Annotated in this window: 19 protein-coding genes; 11 read left to right on the top strand and 8 right to left on the bottom strand. The window is 61.8% G+C overall.

All coding sequences use genetic code 11. The annotated features are described in order from the left end of the window. The first annotated feature begins 258 nt into the window (after nucleotides 1-258). From atzF to BLT85_RS00865, 3 genes are all read left to right on the top strand, one after another. Nucleotides 259-2,046 (top strand): allophanate hydrolase, encoded by a 1,788-nt coding sequence (gene atzF, locus BLT85_RS00875; RefSeq protein WP_093391345.1) that lies wholly within the window; start codon nucleotides 259-261, stop codon nucleotides 2,044-2,046. 1 nt (nucleotide 2,047) lies between these two features. Continuing rightward, nucleotides 2,048-2,758, top strand: a complete 711-nt coding sequence (locus BLT85_RS00870) for a GntR family transcriptional regulator (protein ID WP_231701507.1) — start codon at nucleotides 2,048-2,050, stop codon at nucleotides 2,756-2,758. A gap of 86 nt (nucleotides 2,759-2,844) precedes the next feature. Continuing rightward, complete coding sequence (locus tag BLT85_RS00865) at nucleotides 2,845-3,927, top strand: catalase family protein (protein ID WP_093391342.1); 1,083 nt, start codon at nucleotides 2,845-2,847, stop codon at nucleotides 3,925-3,927. A gap of 16 nt (nucleotides 3,928-3,943) precedes the next feature. On the opposite strand, the gene BLT85_RS00860 is transcribed toward BLT85_RS00865, so the two are convergent. Then, the gene (locus BLT85_RS00860; protein ID WP_093391339.1) at nucleotides 3,944-4,315 is read right to left on the bottom strand and encodes a bleomycin resistance protein; all 372 of its coding nucleotides are present in this window, start codon (nucleotides 4,313-4,315) and stop codon (nucleotides 3,944-3,946) included. A gap of 174 nt (nucleotides 4,316-4,489) precedes the next feature. Between BLT85_RS00860 and BLT85_RS00855 the strand changes: the two genes are divergently transcribed. After that, nucleotides 4,490-6,076 carry a peptide chain release factor 3 gene (locus BLT85_RS00855; protein ID WP_093391337.1) on the top strand — a complete coding sequence of 529 codons (1,587 nt, stop codon included), beginning with the start codon at nucleotides 4,490-4,492 and terminating at the stop codon, nucleotides 6,074-6,076. Nucleotides 6,077-6,130: 54 nt separating this feature from the next. On the opposite strand, the gene BLT85_RS00850 is transcribed toward BLT85_RS00855, so the two are convergent. Further along, a complete protein-coding gene (locus BLT85_RS00850; RefSeq protein ID WP_093391334.1) occupies nucleotides 6,131-6,499 on the bottom strand; it encodes a hypothetical protein in 369 nt (122 codons plus the stop codon). 331 nt (nucleotides 6,500-6,830) lie between these two features. Between BLT85_RS00850 and BLT85_RS00840 the strand changes: the two genes are divergently transcribed. From BLT85_RS00840 to BLT85_RS00830, 3 genes are read left to right on the top strand one after another with little or no spacing between them, the layout of a single operon-like run. Further along, nucleotides 6,831-7,625, top strand: coding sequence for a TatD family hydrolase (locus tag BLT85_RS00840; RefSeq protein ID WP_093391328.1), 795 nt, complete (start codon nucleotides 6,831-6,833; stop codon nucleotides 7,623-7,625). 53 nt (nucleotides 7,626-7,678) lie between these two features. Continuing rightward, nucleotides 7,679-8,140 (top strand): hypothetical protein, encoded by a 462-nt coding sequence (locus BLT85_RS00835; RefSeq protein WP_093391326.1) that lies wholly within the window; start codon nucleotides 7,679-7,681, stop codon nucleotides 8,138-8,140. 28 nt (nucleotides 8,141-8,168) lie between these two features. Further along, nucleotides 8,169-8,993, top strand: a complete 825-nt coding sequence (locus BLT85_RS00830) for an SDR family oxidoreductase (protein ID WP_093391323.1) — start codon at nucleotides 8,169-8,171, stop codon at nucleotides 8,991-8,993. A gap of 13 nt (nucleotides 8,994-9,006) precedes the next feature. Here the strand turns inward: BLT85_RS00830 and BLT85_RS00825 are convergent, their stop codons facing one another. Next, nucleotides 9,007-10,026 carry a Leu/Phe/Val dehydrogenase gene (locus tag BLT85_RS00825; RefSeq protein ID WP_093391320.1) on the bottom strand — a complete coding sequence of 340 codons (1,020 nt, stop codon included), beginning with the start codon at nucleotides 10,024-10,026 and terminating at the stop codon, nucleotides 9,007-9,009. Nucleotides 10,027-10,185: 159 nt separating this feature from the next. Between BLT85_RS00825 and BLT85_RS00820 the strand changes: the two genes are divergently transcribed. Further along, complete coding sequence (locus BLT85_RS00820; RefSeq protein ID WP_231701506.1) at nucleotides 10,186-11,049, top strand: Tim44 domain-containing protein; 864 nt, start codon at nucleotides 10,186-10,188, stop codon at nucleotides 11,047-11,049. A 36-nt stretch (nucleotides 11,050-11,085) separates the two neighbouring features. On the opposite strand, the gene BLT85_RS00815 is transcribed toward BLT85_RS00820, so the two are convergent. Together BLT85_RS00815 and BLT85_RS00810 are read right to left on the bottom strand one after the other, a co-directional pair. Beyond that, nucleotides 11,086-11,640, bottom strand: coding sequence for a response regulator transcription factor (locus BLT85_RS00815; protein ID WP_093391317.1), 555 nt, complete (start codon nucleotides 11,638-11,640; stop codon nucleotides 11,086-11,088). Then, on the bottom strand, nucleotides 11,630-12,922 hold the full coding sequence (locus tag BLT85_RS00810) for an ATP-binding protein (RefSeq protein WP_231701505.1): 1,293 nt from the start codon (nucleotides 12,920-12,922) through the stop codon (nucleotides 11,630-11,632). Before BLT85_RS00810 ends, BLT85_RS00815 begins: the two co-directional genes overlap by 11 nt. A 135-nt stretch (nucleotides 12,923-13,057) precedes the next feature. On the opposite strand from BLT85_RS00810, the gene BLT85_RS00805 reads away from it, so the two are divergent. Further along, a complete protein-coding gene (locus tag BLT85_RS00805) occupies nucleotides 13,058-13,762 on the top strand; it encodes an SIMPL domain-containing protein (protein WP_093391311.1) in 705 nt (234 codons plus the stop codon). A gap of 1 nt (nucleotide 13,763) precedes the next feature. On the opposite strand, the gene BLT85_RS00800 is transcribed toward BLT85_RS00805, so the two are convergent. Both BLT85_RS00800 and BLT85_RS00795 read right to left on the bottom strand, forming a co-directional pair. Next, nucleotides 13,764-13,979: a hypothetical protein gene (locus BLT85_RS00800; RefSeq protein WP_093391308.1), complete on the bottom strand. Its 216-nt coding sequence runs from the start codon at nucleotides 13,977-13,979 to the stop codon at nucleotides 13,764-13,766. 67 nt (nucleotides 13,980-14,046) lie between these two features. Further along, a complete protein-coding gene (locus BLT85_RS00795; RefSeq protein ID WP_093391305.1) occupies nucleotides 14,047-14,727 on the bottom strand; it encodes an energy-coupling factor ABC transporter permease in 681 nt (226 codons plus the stop codon). 197 nt (nucleotides 14,728-14,924) lie between these two features. Here BLT85_RS00795 and BLT85_RS00790 point away from each other — a divergent pair, with 197 nt between their 5' ends. Further along, nucleotides 14,925-15,101 (top strand): DUF3094 family protein, encoded by a 177-nt coding sequence (locus tag BLT85_RS00790; protein WP_093391302.1) that lies wholly within the window; start codon nucleotides 14,925-14,927, stop codon nucleotides 15,099-15,101. Nucleotides 15,102-15,149: 48 nt separating this feature from the next. Beyond that, the gene (locus BLT85_RS00785) at nucleotides 15,150-16,469 is read left to right on the top strand and encodes an NAD(P)/FAD-dependent oxidoreductase (RefSeq protein ID WP_093391299.1); all 1,320 of its coding nucleotides are present in this window, start codon (nucleotides 15,150-15,152) and stop codon (nucleotides 16,467-16,469) included. A gap of 4 nt (nucleotides 16,470-16,473) precedes the next feature. Here BLT85_RS00785 and BLT85_RS00780 read toward each other — a convergent pair whose 3' ends face one another. Then, nucleotides 16,474-17,481 carry a DUF2891 domain-containing protein gene (locus BLT85_RS00780; RefSeq protein WP_093391296.1) on the bottom strand — a complete coding sequence of 336 codons (1,008 nt, stop codon included), beginning with the start codon at nucleotides 17,479-17,481 and terminating at the stop codon, nucleotides 16,474-16,476. Nucleotides 17,482-17,559 lie beyond the last annotated feature (78 nt).

Raw genomic sequence — 17,559 nt, 5'->3', positions numbered from 1 at the left:
CTCGCTCTGCCCCGTTCGGATAGCGCGACAGAACGACCGTCGGGAGCGAGTCGCACCAAAACAAGGCTGCACGCGAGCCAAAGCACCAACCAGGGGCACGACGACCAGGCCAAGCGGGGGTTCGGAACCAATAGAGGACTGTAACCCGTTGAATAGCAAAGGCTAAGATACAAACAACGAGAAATAGCCCGGACTGGCACGCTCCCTGCTGAATACCGTCTTGTATACAAGATTGCATTCACACCCGCAGGAGGACCCATGGCAACGCATACCGGATGGACTATCAAGGATTGGCAACAGGCTTACCGCTCGGCACGCATCACGCCGCGCGACGCATTGCCCGCGCTGCTTGCTCAGCTGAGCGCAGAGGATCCGGCCTTTATCCATATTGTCAGTGGGAGCGAACTCGCCAGCCAGCTTGATCAACTGGACGCATTGCCAGGCGCTGCGGACCTGCCGCTGTACGGCGTGCCTTGCGTGATCAAGGACAACATCGACGTCGCTGGCCTGCCCACCACCGCCGCCTGCCCTGCCTATCGGTACGTTGCGGACAAGGACTCGACCAGCGTGGAACGGCTGCGCGCTGCAGGCGCTATCATCCTGGCCAAGACCAATCTGGACCAGTTCGCCACTGGCCTGGTCGGGACGCGTTCACCATACGGCGCAGTGCCCAACAGTTTCAACGCTGAATACGTTTCTGGCGGATCAAGCTCAGGCTCGGCGGTTGCCGTAGCGCGCGGGCTGGTGCCGTTCAGCCTGGGGACTGATACGGCTGGCTCCGGGCGGGTGCCGGCCGGCTTCAACAACCTGGTCGGGCTCAAGCCGACCCGTGGACGTTTCAGCTCCACCGGTGTGATTCCTGCCTGCCGCAGCCTGGATTGCGTGTCGATTTTTGCCCTTGATGTCGAGGATGCTGTGACAGTCGCTGCGGTCATGCAGGGCTTTGACGCCGCGGACGGTTACTCCCGAGAACAGCAAACCCCGGCCAGGCTGATGCGGGCCAAACCGCGATTCGGTATCCCGGCCCAGCTGCCGTGGTTCGGCGATGAGCAGGCCCAGGCCGCCTGGCAGGCCAGCCTGAGCCAGATGCAAAGCATGGGCGTCGAGCTGATCGAATTGGACTTTAGCCCGATGCAGCAACTGGCCGAGCTGCTCTATGGCGGACCCTGGGTAGCCGAGCGCTACGCGGCGATCGCCGGCTTCATGGATAAGCACGCTGACGACATGAACGACGTGGTGCGGGGCATCGTTGCCAACGCGGGCAAGTTCAGCGCTACCGACACCTATCTCGCTGAATACCGTCGCGCCGATCTGGCGCGTGAGATTCAGCTGCGCATGAGCGAGGTCGACGCCCTGCTGGTCCCCACCGCGCCACGCTTCCCTACTCTCGCGGAGGTTGCCGCCGATCCGGTAGCGGTCAATAGCCAGCTGGGCACCTGGACCAACTTCGTCAACCTGGCCGATGGCTCGGCGTTGGCGATGCCGGCGGGCTTCCGCGAGGACGGCCTGCCCTTCGGTATCACACTGATCGGCGCCGCCTGGCAGGACCAAGCACTGGCCGAGTTCGGACGTAGCTGGCAGCGCTTCGCGCCCTGGAAAGCCGGCGCGACAGATCGTGCCTTGCCTGCTCCACCGATGTCGACCAATGCGCCAGACGGTTACGTTCGCCTGGCAGTGGTGGGTGCACACCTCACCGGCATGCCGCTGAACACGCAGCTGACCGAGCGCCATGCGCGCTTCGTGGAAAGCACCTTCACGGCCAGCAACTATCGCTTGTTCGCGCTTCCCAATACCACGCCGCCCAAGCCAGGCCTGATCCGCAGCGGGGACGGTGCAGAAATCATTGTCGAGCTGTGGGATGTACCCGTGGAACTGTTCGGCAGCTTCGTTGCGCTGATTCCCGCTCCGCTGGGCATTGGCACCCTGACACTGAAGGACGGCCGCGAGGTCAAGGGCTTCATTTGCGAAGGCGTGGCCGTGGAAGGCGCTACGGACATCACTCATCTTGGCGGTTGGCGCGCCTATATCGCTTCGCGGAACAGCTGACGTGCATCCGGCAGTGCCTGGCGGGCGGGCTGCCTCGGCGCCCCGCCCGGAGAACCTGACCGAGCGAGTCTATCGGCAGCTCAAGGACGAGATTTTCAGCTTCCGGCTACTGCCCGGAGAACGCTTTACCGAGAGCGAGGTCGCGACCCTGACCGGGGCCAGTCGCACGCCGGTACGCGAGGCGCTGACACGACTGCAACGGGAAGGGTTCGTCTCCGTCGCGTTCCGCAGTGGCTGGCAGGTAAGCCCGTTCGAGTTCGCTCAGTTCGAGCAGCTGTATGACGTGCGAATCGCCCTGGAGGTGGCTGCGGTCGCCAGCCTGTGCTCAGCTCACACGACTGATGGACTCGATGCGCTGAAAGACGCCTGGCTGGTCGAACCCGGGAGCCGGCTGACGGATGGACCAGCCGTTTGCGCCCTGGACGAGCGATTTCATGAGCAACTGGTCGAGGCCACCGGCAATCTGGAAATGGCCCGAATCCACCACGATGTCAGCGAGCGCCTGCGTATCGTCAGACGACTGGATTTCACCCAGACCTCCCGCATCCAGGCAACCTATGAGGAACACGGCGCGATACTTGCCAGCATTTTCGAGGGCGATTGCCACCGCGCCCAGACCTTGCTGCGCAGGCATATCGAAGAGAGCAAGGCGGAAGTTCGCCAGATCACGCTGCACACGCTGTACGAGGCGCGGCACAAGCAGGAGACCTGATCATCCATCGCTCACCCGCGACCCGGCGAACAAGCGTCGATGCACCCTGTCCATCCATTGAGCGCCTTGTCCAAAGGAGACAGCACATGCCGCAGCTTTCGGTTCGCCCCCTGGCTTTCGAGCCGCATTTTGAACAGATCGACGACAACGAAGCGGAGATACAGAAGGACATCATCGACTCGCTACGACAAATTCTCGAGACCACCTATGCGGATGGCGGCCGCGCGATCCGCAGCGTTCATGCCAAAAGCCATGGCCTGCTGGAAGGCGAGCTGACGGTCCTCGACGATTTGCCCGGCAAACTCGCCCAGGGTGCCTTCGCCCAGCCGGGCCAGTTCCCGGTAATCATGCGCCTGTCCACCAATCCCGGCGACATTCTCGATGACAAGGTATCGACGCCGCGGGGCATGGCCCTGAAGGTGATGCGGGTTGCCGGCGAACGACTGCCTGGCGCCGAAGAGGCGACTACGCAGGATTTCGTGCTGGTCAACGCGCCGGTGTTCATGGCTCCGGATACCAAGGCTTTCTCGCGATCCTCGAAGCTCCTCGCCAAAACCACCGACAAGGCGCCACAGGCCAAGCAGGCGTTGTCCGCCGTACTGCGCGGCGCCGAATCGGTGGTCGAAAAAGCCGGTGGCGAGAGCGCGACGCTCAAGGGTCTCGGCGGACACCCGGCCACCAACATGCTCGGCGAAACCTACTACAGCGTCGTCCCGCTGCTTTGGGGTCCGTATTTCGCCAAGCTGAGCGTGGTACCGCTGTCGCCTGACTTGCAGCCATTGAAGGATGCCCCTCTGGAACTGAAGGACAGCCCCAACGCTTTGCGCGATGCAATCACCGAACACTTCGCCTACCACGGCGGCACCTGGGAGGTCCGTGTGCAACTGGCTACCGACCTGGAGAAAATGCCGATCGAAGACGCAACCGTGCAGTGGCCCGACGAGCACAGCCCATACGTCCCAGTGGGCCGTATCGAGCTGAAACCTCAGCAGGCCTGGTCGGAGGAGCTATCCAGACGCATCGACGATGGGATGTCGTTCAGCCCCTGGCACGGACTCGCCGCGCATCGCCCGCTCGGTGGAATCATGCGGGCGCGCAAACCGGCTTACGAGATGTCGGCGGGATTCCGATCGATACATAACGGCTGCCCAATCCACGAGCCAAGGTGACACAACAGCCGGGGCCTCACGCCTCGTCGAGTGGCGGGGGTGTCGGCTGGCCGAACTTGAGCAGGTTGCCGTGCGGGTCGATGACGTACAGCTCCTTCATACCCCATTCGCGCTCGGTGGGAGGCTGTACGTTGAGACCTTTGGACAGAAACTCCTCGTACAGGGCCTGAGTGCTTTCGACCCGGATGTAGCAGGAGGTGTGTTCGGCAATGCGACGTTCGGCGCACAGCCAGAAGTGCAGCTCGGCCCCTTCGCGCTGCATGACGGCGTAGTCCGCCTCCTGCTGCAGTGTTTCAAAACCCAGCCGCTGACTGTAAAAGGTCAGGGTCTCGTCGATCGACAACGAGGCCAATACAGGGATAGTTGCGTAAATAGTCCGGTTGGTCATACGCAAAACCTAGCCGAAGAACTGTGTTCTGGCGATGCTCAGGCGACGAACTTCGATAACTTTCGCTTTGTTTGGCCTGCTTTATCCGCGACAATACGCACCGATTTTTCTCATCTCCCGCGCAAGGTCGGCCGAACCTGTCGGCCTTCGCCACAAGCAAGAACCGAAGCCGACATGTCCAACGCCACTGCCAAAGAAGTCGCCAAGCGCCGCACCTTCGCGATCATTTCCCACCCTGACGCCGGTAAGACCACCATTACCGAGCGCCTGCTGCTCATGGGCCAGGCGATCAGCGTGGCGGGCACCGTCAAGGCAAGAAAATCCGACCGGCATGCGACCTCCGACTGGATGGCGATGGAGAAGCAGCGCGGGATCTCGGTGACCACCTCGGTCATGCAGTTCCCCTACCGCGACCGCATGATCAACCTGCTCGATACCCCCGGCCACGAAGACTTCTCCGAAGATACCTATCGCACCCTGACCGCAGTGGACTCGGCGTTGATGGTGCTCGATGGCGGTAAAGGCGTCGAACCGCGCACTATCGCGCTGATGGAAGTCTGCCGGCTGCGCGATACGCCTATCGTCAGCTTCGTCAACAAGCTCGACCGCGACATTCGCGACCCTATCGAACTGCTTGATGAAATCGAGGCGGTGCTGAAAATCAAAGCAGCACCCATTACCTGGCCGATCGGCTGCTATCGCGATTTCAAGGGTGTGTATCGCCTGGCCACCGACACCATCATCATTTACGAACCGGGGCATGGTCACGAGCGGACCGAGCAAAAGATCATTCAGGGACTCGATTCGGACGCCGCGCGCGAGTATCTGGGCGATATGTACGACGGCTTCGTCGAGGAGCTGGAGCTGGTTCAGGGCGCCTGTCATGAGTTCGATCGCGACGCATTTCTCAGAGGCGAAATGACGCCGGTATTTTTCGGCACCGCGCTGGGCAACTTCGGTGTGGAACAGGTGCTTGATGCCATCGTCGACTGGGCACCGCAGCCTTTGCCACGTCCGGCACACGAGCGCAGTGTCGAACCGACGGAAGAGACATTCACCGGCTTCGTATTCAAGATTCAGGCGAACATGGACCCCAAGCATCGCGATCGGATCGCCTTCATGCGCATCTGCTCCGGTCACTATGACAAGGGCATGAAGCTGCACCATGTGCGTACCGGCAAGGAAGTGCGCATTGCCGATGCGCTGACCTTCTTCGCGTCCGAACGGGAGCATCTGGAAGAGGCCTGGGCCGGCGACATCATCGGGCTGCACAATCATGGCACGATCCAGATCGGCGACACCTTCACTCAGGGCGAAAGCGTTGGCTTCACCGGTATTCCGCACTTCGCTCCGGAACTGTTCCGCCGGGTCCGCCTGAAGGACCCGCTGAAATCCAAGCAGCTACGCCAGGGTTTGCAGGAGCTGGCAGAGGAAGGTGCGACCCAGGTGTTCTTCCCCGAGCGCAGCAACGACATCATCCTTGGCGCTGTCGGTGTGCTGCAGTTCGACGTCGTCGCCAGTCGTCTGAAGGAAGAGTACAAGGTCGAGTGCATCTACGAGCCGGTGAACGTCTGGTCCGCGCGCTGGGTTGAGTCGACAGACAAGAAGAAATTCGAGGAATTCAAGAACAAGGCCATGGAAAACCTGGCCATCGACGGTGGCGGACATCTGACCTACCTGGCCCCTACGCGGGTCAACCTCAGTCTGACCGAAGAACGCTGGCCTGACGTTCAGTTCCGCGCTACCCGCGAGCACCACTGACCCTCTCGCTCACCGACGTTGAGCTGACCAGGGAGGCGCTCCAAGGCGCCCTCGCTAGAACGCGATACTTTGCGGCGGCTGTTCGGTGCGCGGCCCCGGGCCGGGTTCGACCAGGGGCTGCAGCGTCAAACCGGGACGATCTAGCGCCAGCAAGTCGCGATCTTCGGTGGCGCAAGCCATCGAGATAACCTGAGTGGTCACGCTGTTGTTCGGCTCACGCGTGCGATGAGGATCCCGGCAACCGGACGCCTCTTCTCGAGCTTGCACGTCTCGCACCACCGCTCCGACTCCGGACAAGGATCCAGCCGGCGAATCAGAAAGTGCGTCCGAGGTTTCGACGTCCGCGCCGCCAGAAAAAGCGCCAACGACGGCAAGGGCCACAAGGCCCCAGCCGCAATGTTTCAATGTCGTCAGTTTCAGCATCTCTCATCACACTCCGTTTGCGATACGAGCGCCAACAAAGGCGAGCCCGGCGTTTACACACAGCGCCACCGGAGCCCGCCTCAGCCTGAACATCAAACAACGGCGCCGCGTCCATCCTGGATGAGTACGTGGCACCCGAGAGGCTCAAGCAAAGCGCATACCAAATTCCAAGCCGTTAAACGCTTCCTAGCAGCCAGCACACGAAGGCCGAAACGGGCCATGAGCGAGACATTCGAGCTGGCAGCCACACCATTTGCGGCTAGGCTCGCGCCTGGCAGCTGAACCGCTTCGATGGCATGCTGCGTGTAAGCCGTCCCAAGGAGCGTCAATTATGCGCCTGATCGATACGCACACCCACATCGACTACCCGGATTTTGACGCCGATCGTCAGGAAGTGCTCGCCAGATCACATTCCGGCGGGGTAAGTCGAGTACTGATCATGGGGGTAACGCGCGAGAACTGGTCGCGATCATGGCACCTGGCCAGAAACGACGAACGCCTGCATGCGGCGTTCGGCATGCATCCGATCTACCTGGATGAGCACCTCCCGGAGCATCTCGTCGAACTCGAAGAATGGCTCGACCGTACGGCCTCGCATCCAAAGTGCTGCGCTGTCGGCGAGATAGGATTGGATTTCTTCCTCAAGGATCTGGATCGCGAACGGCAGCAGCGACTGCTTGAGGCACAACTCCAGCTCGCAAAGGAGCATGACTTGCCGGTGTTGCTGCACGTGCGCCGGGCACACGCGGCCATGATCGCCACGCTCAAGCGCTGGCGACTGCCCCGCGCTGGCATCGTGCACGCCTTCGCCGGAAGCACCGAAGAGGCGCGCGAGTACATCAAGCTCGGATTCAAGCTCGGTCTGGGCGGCGCCGCAACCTGGCCGCAGGCGAGTCGACTGAGACGCGTCGTCGCGAGCCTCCCGGTATCCAGTCTGGTGCTGGAAACAGATTCGCCCGACATGGCGCCGAGTTTTCAGGCGTATCAGCGCAACAGTCCGGAATACCTACCCGAGATCTGCCGGACGCTCGCCGATCTGCGCGGAGAAAGCGCAGAAGAACTGGCCCAAGCGTGCCTGCATAACACCTGTGAATTATTCGGCTGGCAGGCCGATGCGGTGCCCTGAGCGGCTGTGTCTGTTAGAGTCTGAACACGTTTACCACCACGATAGGAGACGACATGGCATTCGGCGTCGCGCTGTTGATCGTCTGGCTGCTCCTGCTGGTGCGCTTTCCCCGGGTAATGCTGCGCGCTACTGGTGTTCTGCTAATTGTCGCCGCGGTGTTCGCTGGCGGCGCTGCCTTCTGGCAATGGCAGGAAGGTCAGCGCGTCGAACGCATCGACTTTGACATTCGCTACGATGCGCATGCGTGCAACCTGGCCCAACCCATACGGGTACGCCTGGTCAACCAGAGCGGCCGCGACGCAGCGCAAATCAGCTGGGAGCTTCACGCGGTCCAGCCCGGATACAGCACCAACCTGATCGATAGCAGCAGCGATGCGGCGACCTATCGCACCGAGCGCGAGCTGGCGGCCGGGGAAGCTTTCGAGCAGTGCCTGCCGCCACCTCGGCTACGTAGCGGCTACCGTGCCCGCGATCTGGAGTACCGCGCAGATCGTATCCGCGTCGATTTCGATTAATCTCCACTACAGACAGGACATAACAACAATGAGCCAACCCGTCGCACTGATCACCGGCTGCTCATCCGGCATCGGCCAGGCCCTCGCCCATGTAATGCTCGACGAGGGCTATCGGGTCTGGGCGACAGCACGAAACCCCGACTCGCTCGCACAACTGGTTTCACGAGGGGCAATTCCGGTCACGCTTGACGTGAATGACGCCGCGCAGCTCGAAGCCTGCGCGCAACGGCTCAGGGACGAAGCCGGTCGGCTCGACGTACTGGTCAACAATGCCGGTTACGGCGCCATGGGCCCGGTCCTGGACGCTGACCGGGGAACGCTGCTCAAGCAGTTCGAAACCAACGTATTCGCGCCTCTGCAACTGGTGCGGGCCACTGCGGAACTGTTGCGCGAAAGCCATGGCCTGTTAGTCAATATCGGCAGCGTCTCGGGCGTCACTACCACGCCGTTCTCCGGGGTGTATTGCGCATCCAAGGCGGCGCTGCACGCGTTATCCGATGCATTGCGCCTGGAACTGGCTCCGTTCGGCATCAATGTGATGACGGTCAAACCTGGCGCGATCGCTTCGGATTTCGGCAACAACGCCACCGCTGCCATCACCATGAGCGAGAGCTCCTGGTTCAAGCCATGGGAAAAAGCTGTTCAGGCGCGCGCCAAGGCATCGCAGCGAGCCACGTCGACCTCTGCGATGGACTTTTCCAAGGAGCTGGTGCGTTACATCAAGAATCCGCTTCGCCCGGAAGAGGTGCTGATCGGCACCAGCAGTCGCAGCATGGTCGCGCTCAAGCGCTGGTTGCCGACCTCGGTGCTCGATGCTCGATTGCGCAAGCGTTTCGGCCTGAACAAGGCCTGACCCGCGTACGCTTTCAATCGTAGAGAATCACTTCGGCCTGCCTGTCAGCGATCACCGACGGCGGCCGCCCTTCTGCTGCGCTTTGCTCGAAGATCGTGGCGAGCCGGTTGCCGATGGCGCTGACCCGCTCGGCAATACGGTTCGCCGTGATGCCCTGGTGGGTGAGCGCAACATGCAGGAGCCCACCGGCGTTGATCACATAATCAGGCGCATAAAGAATGCCCCGTCCATCCAGCCTGTCAGCGGATCCCGGCTCGGCGAGCTGGTTGTTCGCTGCCCCGGCGATAGCCGCGCAACGCAGCTGATCGATGTGCGCAGCGCTGAGTACACCACCCAGTCCGCACGGAGCGAAAATGTCGCAGGGCGCTTCGTAGACGGCGTCGAGCGCGACCGGATGCGCACCCGTCTCGTCGACCACCAGCCGTACGCGCCCCGGATCGATGTCAGCCACCATCACGTCGGCGCCCTCGGCAGTCAGCAACTCGACCAGTGCGTAACCGACATTGCCCAGCCCTTGCACCATCACCCGCACGCCTGCGAGCGATTCCTGCCCGAGTCGATGTCGCGCCGCGGTTCGAATCCCGGCCAACACGCCGAGTGCCGTGTGGGGTGAAGGATCGCCAGCCTCCGTGGTACTGGTGACGTGCCTGGTCTCCTGCGCGATGCAGTCCATGTCCTCGCTGCTGGTCCCGCTGTCGACTGCGGTTATGTAGCCGCCGCGCAGCGACTCAATGCAACGACCAAACGCTTCGAAGAGCGCAGCGCGGTTATCGACATGCGGCTTGCGAATGATCACCGCCTTGCCGCCGCCCTGCTCCAGGCCTGCCAAAGCCGCCTTGTAGCTCATGCCACGAGCCAGACGCATGGCGTCTGCAACGGCGTCAGTCAGGCTGTTGTAAGGCTGGTAACGGCTGCCGCCCAGGGCGGGGCCCAGGCGGGTATTGTGGATGGCGATAATCGCTTCGAGTCCGGTTGCCGGGTCGGTGAACAGATGCAGCGCCTGCATCTTTTCTGCGCGCATAGCTGCAAACATGGGTGTCCTCGCCTTGCTGTCGGGTGGCTTGAACCAGTCACGCCCCGGCGGGTCATCCGGAGACGCAAGGATCACGTTAGCACCACGATACACATTAAAACTGGCGGCTGCCCAATAGTGTTTGGCAATATGCTGCGCAATCCCAACCGGAGGTTTTCCATGCGCTGGCTATTACCTTTTTTCACTGTGTTTCTCATGCTGGGCGTTGCCATCCCCGAAGCGGAGGCTCGTCGTATGGGCGGCGGCAAAAGCTTCGGTTCGGCACCGATGCACCGCAGCCAGCCGGCGCAGCAACGCCAGCAACAACAGCAGCGCGACGAGCGCGCCGCACAACAGCAGCAACGCTCCCAGACGGTTGCCAACTCCGGCGCGCGTCGCTGGCTGGGCCCGCTTGCCGGCATCGCTGCGGGAGGGCTGCTCGCCGCCATGCTGTTCGGGGATGGCTTTGAAGGTATTCAGCTGTTCGACATCCTGATGTTCGCGCTGATCGCCTTCATTCTGTTCAAGCTTTTCAGCCGCCGCAGCGCCGCAGCCCACCAACGACATCCGGTGCCAGCGGGACATGCCCCGGCCGGTGCCTGGCAGCGCGAGGCCGAGCCAGAGACGGCGCCAGCAAGCTCGGCTGCCGGCAATCACCACGTAGAAACGCGCGTACCGGCCTGGTTCGATGCGGAACGGTTCCTGCGCGGGGCGGAAGAACACTTCTTCACCCTGCAGCGCCACTGGCGTGACGGCGACGAGGCTGGGATGGCTGAGTACATGAGTCCGGAACTGCTTCGGGAGATGCTTGCTACGCGACGCGCCGAGCCACCGACCGCCAACGGCTTCGTCGAGCAGCTACAGGTGCGTCTGGACGGAATCGAAGAGGAAAACGGACGGGCGATTGCCACGGTTGGCTTCACCGGTCTGGATCGCGATACGCCGGAAGATTCGGGTCAATGGTTCGATGAAAGCTGGCGCCTGGAGCGTGATGCTGGCGAGAATCAGCCCTGGGTCATCACCGGTATTCGTCAGAATAGCTGACATGACGACAGGCGCCGCCCAGGCGGCGCCTTCGCTCTATCGGCGCACCGGACGCTTCTGCAGTTTTCTCTGCAAGGTACGCCGGTGCATTCCCAGGGCTCTGGCCGTGGCGGAAATATTCCCTTCATGTTCGGCCAGCACGCGCTGAATATGCTCCCACTGCAGCCGGTCGACCGACATCGGATGCTCGGGCACCAGACTATCCAGATCAGCCTGCTCGGATAACAGGGCAGTCAGCACGTCATCCGCATCTGCCGGTTTGCAAAGATAGTTGCAGGCTCCGCGCTTGATCGCCTCGACCGCCGTAGCAATGCTCGAGTAGCCGGTGAGAATGACCACCTTCAGGTCCGGGTACAATTCCAGCAGACGTGGCAGCAGAACCAGCCCCGAATCACCCTCCATCTTCAGGTCCAGCACGGCGTAGTCCGGCCGCTGCTGCCTGGCCAGCCCCATCGCCTCCTCGGCATCTCCTGCCGTCTCGACGCGCAGTCCGCGCCGGGATAGTGCGCGAGCCATGACGCGGGTAAAGGTCGGGTCATCGTCCACCAGCAGAAGCAGCGGCTGGTCTTCCTGATTCAGTTCATCGCTCATTCGCGTTCTCCGTGACAGTCGGCAGCGACACTTCGGTAAGGGTCCCGCCACCGTCCTGATTGTACAGTTTGACGCTACCGCCGAGGCGCTCCACAGCTGCCTGACTGAGGAACAAGCCGAGCCCGAAGCCCTTCTTCCCCTTGGTGGTCAGGAACGCGGTGCCAAGCTGTTCGGCGATATGCAGGGGCACGCCGGGACCATGATCGCGAATGCGCAGCCACAGCCGATTGGCGTTCCAGACCAGCGTTATTTCGATGCCCTCGGCACAGGCGTCGGCGGCATTGTTCAGCAGATTGAGAATGGCCTGACTCAGCTCCGGACCGGCAAGCAGCTTCGGAACAGGTTCGGTCTGCAGTGGCTTGAGTTGCCAGGAGGCTTCGGGGCGCATCAGCTGCCAGCGTGTCAGTAGCGCGTGGAGCCATTTATCGGCGCGTTCGGGCTGTTGGGGCTGGCGGCGATGATCCTCGGCGGTACGCACCATGTGCTGCAGACTCAGCTTGCATTGGGCGACCTGCTCTTGAAGCAGAGCAAGATCTTCCTGCAGCTCGGGGTCGGGATGGTCCTGGCGCAGATCCTTCAGCAATACGCTCATGGTCGACAGCGGCGTGGACAGCTCGTGGGCGGCGCCGGCGGCGACGCTGGCGATACCGAGTAGCTGGGCGTCACGCATGCTCTGCTCGCGTCTCTCCGCCAGACGTTCGGCGTGCTGGCGCAGGGCATCGGCCATGCGCACCACGAACAGGCTGATCAGTCCGGCGCTCATGGCGAAGTTCAGCCACATGCCGATGACGTGCAGGTTGACCAGACTCGGCACCGCAGGCAGTTCGAAGGCATCGAGAGGCTGATACCACACCAACAGAGCGCTATAGGCGATGACCGCGGCGCTGGCCAGAAAGAGCGTGTAGAACCATGGCAGCGTCGCCGCGGCAATGGTCAGCGGAACCAGATAATAGGAAACGAAGGGGTTCGTCGGACCGCCGGAGTAGTAGAGCAGTACGCTATGAATCACCATGTCGAACAACAGATGCGATCCGTACTCGAGATCGGTGACCGGCCAGCGCTGCGAGAGCCTGAGCAGCGTTACGATGCTGACCGCTGCGGACACGGCCAGGGTCATCAGCAGCGGCGCCCAGGGAAGCGGGAACCAGCCACTGAGATAGGCTCCGGCGACCGATATAGCCTGCGCCAGCCAGACCAGCAGCCGGATCAGGATCAACCGCCAGAGATTCTGCCTCGATGGTGACAACGCCAGGGCGTTCGGACTGAAAAACCGTTGCTGCACGATTTGCTCCATTGGCCAGGGATAGCTGGCGCTACTGTTCACAGCATGGCATAACAACCAGCACGTGCGCCGCGCCGCAATCGTTCGCGCACTCTTATAGCCTCGTCAACGCCTGCTGTTCAAGGAGAAACACCGATGCGCCAACTTTCCATGCTGGGCTGCCTGCTCGCACTCTCACTGGCTGGCGGCCAGGCCATGGCCGAAGAGCCACGTTACAACCAGGTCTCGCTGCGCGCAGAAGTCGAGCGCTCGGTCAGCCATGACACCATGCGTGTGATCCTGTTCACCGAGGACCAGCACGAAGACCCGGCCACCCTCGCCGAGCGCATCACCCGTCAGCTCAATGAAAGCCTGAAAACCGCGCGAAACGCCCCCGGCGTGACCGTGAGCAGCGGCAATCGTAGCAGCCACCCGGTCTATGACGAGAAGGGGCAAAACATCGTCGCCTGGCGCGAGCGCGGAGAAATCATCCTCGAAGGTACCGATTTCGCGGCGCTTTCGAAGCTTACCGGCCAGTTGCTCGGCTCCCTGAGGCTCGCCAGCATGGACTTCAGCCTGTCGCCGGGCAGCCGCCGAAACACCGAGGACGAATTGATCAAGGAGGCGGTGAAAGCCTTCCGCTCGCGGGCTGACATCGCGACCGAGGCACTGGGCGGCAACAGCTACAAGATCGTCAGCCTGAATCTGAATACGCAGTACGCCCCGCCACCGATGATGTTCCGTGGGGGTGCCAAGCTGAGCATGGCCTCGGACCGGGAAATGTCGGCCCCATCGGTAGAAGGTGGGCAGGCCGACGTCACCGTAAGCGCGGACGGCACCATCGAGGTTTCCACGCCCTGAATCAGGGCCTCATGAAGGCGTAGTCGGCATCGTCATCGAGATTATCGGCCAGAAAGCCCAGCTCGTGGGCAACGTCCGCTGCGCTACGGTCACGCTTGTAAACGGCGATGACTTCGCTCATCAGCGCGCGAGCCATTTCCTGTTCGTTGTAGCCCTGGGCTGCAGCGCGCTCCAGGGCTTGCTCCATGGTCGATCGAGCTAGGGCGTAGACACTCATGACAATTCTCCGGGCAAAAACCTATTGCAGCACAGGTTGCGTCAGCGAATATTGATCTGGCTCATGCTCAGCCGTCCGAGTCGAACGGCTCCTGCATGTATCGATCGGTGTCGAAGGTTTCCACCCAGTCCGGATGAAACACCACCAGCGCAGCGATCGCCGTGCCGTTGATGAAACCCTCGGGAAACATCACCAGCAACATGTAACCGAACCACTCGATTATCGAGTCCGGCGCGACCAGATTTCCCGACCAGGCCAGCAATCCCATTCCGATCAGCATGGTGCCTACCGCCGCGAAGCCGGCAGCGAAGAAACCACTGATGAAGATATATACAAACAGGTTGGTCGGCCTGAAGCGTTCCAGCGCCTGGCTGATCAACACTGTGATCAGCACCGGCGTCAGGATGCGCAACAGCCCATTGGCACCGAAAGCCGCGGCGTCATCCACACCGAGCAGAACCAGTGCGACCTGCGCCAGCGTCCCGGCCACCACCGCGAGCGGCCAGTCGAGCAGAAGCGTGACGGCAGTCAGACCGAGGAAATGAAAACTCAGGCCGCTATCGAAATCCCGACGCAGCAGCCAAAGCACGGCAAGCAGGAAAACGCTGCCAAAAAACAGGTGCTGCCGGCGCTGATCGGCCACCAGCTCGATCCAGGGCAGGCGGGCCAGCGCATACAGCAGCGCTGCTGCATGCACGGTCAGCAGCAGGACCACCTGCACAGTTGTGAGCAAACTCGCCGAAAGCATGCGCCGTCCTCGTTAAGCAGGCGGTTATGGTAGCAGCCGCCATATCCGTCGAGCGCGACTGCGCGCTTCCGTCGCAGTCTGGGCGCTTGCCTTGCGCGGCGGATGCATTCTTGCCGGCCGCATACTAGAATGGCCGCATAGTCAGTCAAGCCTACCGTGCAGCGTCGTACTGCACATCAGCATAAAAAGGTCATGCCATGCCAAGCCGTCTTTATCCGGAAGACCAGAAGCGGGTCGAGGAATACCTGAACTCCCCGCTGCACCAGGTCGAACGCAAGCCGTTTCGAGTCTGGGTATTGCTCGCCGTGATACTCGCGAGCGTTATCGGTCTGGGCCTGTTGTCCCGTGCATTGGCATCGCTCGTCCTCGGGTAGGACGTCCTCGACTGACGACAGATTCCGTTTAGAAGATGAGTCTTGTTAATGTCGCAATCAGATACGCAAACCGCCCTCCCGCGAATTCTCGTGGTAGGTGGCGGCGCCGGCGGGCTGGAACTTGCCACCCGCCTTGGCCGCACGCTGGGCAAGAAAAAGCGCGCCCACATCACCCTGGCTGATGCCAACATGACCCACATCTGGAAGCCTCTGCTGCATGAAGTGGCTGCCGGATCACTGAATTCCACCGAAGACGAACTCAACTACGTGGCCCAGGCCAAGTGGAACCATTTCCACTTTCAACTGGGCGCCATGACCGGTCTCGATCGCGAACGTCGCGAGATCACCCTGGCGGCGATCAAGGACGAACATGGCGGCGAACTGATCCCCGAACGTCAGCTCAGGTACGATTATCTGGTCATCTCGGTGGGTAGCAATACCAACGATTTCAATACCACTGGCGCCGCCGAACATTGCCTATTCCTCGACACGCGCGCCCAGGCCGAACGTTTCCACCGGCTGCTACTGAACCAGTACATGAAAGCCCAGGCGATCGAGCATACTCCCGGCGAGCCGATCAACGTCGCGATCATCGGCGCCGGCGCCACCGGCGTGGAACTCGCCGCCGAACTCAATCACGCCGCGCGCATGTTGCACGCGTATGGGCTGGATCGGATTCGCCCCGAAGATCTGAACATCAACCTGGTGGAAGCCAGCGACCGCGTGCTTCCGGCCCTGCCGGAACGCATCAGCGGGCCGGTGACCGAGACGCTGAACGATCTGGGCGTACATATCCATACAGGATCGCCGGTGAAGGAAGTGACAGCCGATGGCTTGCTACTCGCCAATGGCGAGCGTATCCCCGCTTCGTTGAAAGTATGGGCTGCAGGCATCAAGGCGCCGGCTTTTCTGACCAGGCTCGGGCTGGAGACCAATCGCATCAACCAGTTGGTGGTCACCCGCACGCTGCAAGTACCCGGCGAGCCACGCATCTTCGCCTTTGGTGACTGCGCCGCCTGCCCTACCGGCGAAGAAGGTCGCACGGTACCTCCCCGCGCCCAGGCCGCGCATCAGCAAGCCAGCCTGCTGGCGAAGAACTTCAAGCGCATGCTCGACGGCAAGCCGCTGCAGGAATACACCTACAAGGACTACGGCTCGCTGATTTCGTTGGCCAGTTTCGATGCGGTAGGCAATCTGATGGGCAACCTGACAGGCAGCGTGATGCTCGAAGGGAAACTCGCCAGGATCTTCTACATCTCCCTGTACCGCATGCACCAGATGGCGCTGTACGGCCTGCCACGGACGATGATGCTGATCCTTAGTGATCGCATCGGCCGCAGCACCGAGCCGCGCCTGAAACTGCATTGACCGTCTAGAGCCCGTCGAAGGCCAGCACCAGGAAGGTGGCGAGCCAATGCTCGCCCATGTAGTCATCCTGCAGGTGCGCCGCGCCGGCCTGCAGGTGGCTGGTGGCTGAAGCTTGAATGGTGTCGCGCGCGGCGTATGACGCCGGCAGTGCTGACAACACCTGGCGCTGGCACCAGGCGCGGCTCAGATTCAGGCCGTCGAGGTGAGCCAGCCGGCCGTCACTGCGATCGGATACCTCTACCGGTATCAGTAGCTGCGCTGGCCGCCCAGCCGCAAGCTCGGGCAGGAACGCCTCGAACCACTCAGCGAACTCCACGCCCAGAGCCTCTTTCATCAACAGCGCCTCCTGCCACCCGGGCGAGAGAAAATCCTCCCCTCCCGGCTCCCAGCCCTGATACCCGACATCGTTCAGGTAATACTGCCGTGCTTGTGCCTTGAGGAGCTCCGCCAGGGACGAGTCGAACTGCGACGCATAATCCAGCGCGAGCAACAGCGCGAACGCAGTGTTGCTATGCGTCCCGCTGCGGATCGGGTAGAGCAAGCGAGGCAGATACATCTGCAAACGATCAGCGATTTCATAAACCAACGGCTGCAGCTGGTCGCGCCAACCGCCGGATCGCTGATCCTCAAGCTGCGCCAGTTCGGCAAACAGCTTCAGCAGCCAACACCAGCCGTAGGGACGCTCGAAGCCAGCGCGGCCTGGCCTCTGGAAGAAAGCGAGTTCGGCGGCGACCTTGTCTGCGGTGTAACTTTGATCGAAGAGCGCCTGGATGTGCCCAGCCTCAGGGAGCCCCGGAAAGCGTCTCAGCAAGCGCGCCAGAAGCCAGTGGCCATGGACACAGGAGTGCCAATCGTAGCTGCCATAGAAGATCGGATGGTTATCGCCCGGGGCGCCGGGTTGATCGTCGACGTTCTGACTGCGGAAACTTTCCGAATGGGGGTATTCGCGCCGTACATGGCCGAGGGTCAACTGCGCCAGCTGGCTTGCGATATCAATGTCGAGACGGTCCAACGGTGCTTCTCCAAGCCAGGGTCTATCTGCTTGGTCTCTGCGAGGTGGGATCAGTTCGTTCTGGTTGCCTGGCTATGA

Source organism: Halopseudomonas xinjiangensis (assembly GCF_900104945.1).
In the GTDB taxonomy this organism is placed as follows: Bacteria; Pseudomonadota; Gammaproteobacteria; order Pseudomonadales; family Pseudomonadaceae; genus Halopseudomonas; species Halopseudomonas xinjiangensis.
This window is presented reverse-complemented; position numbering and strand designations above follow the sequence as displayed.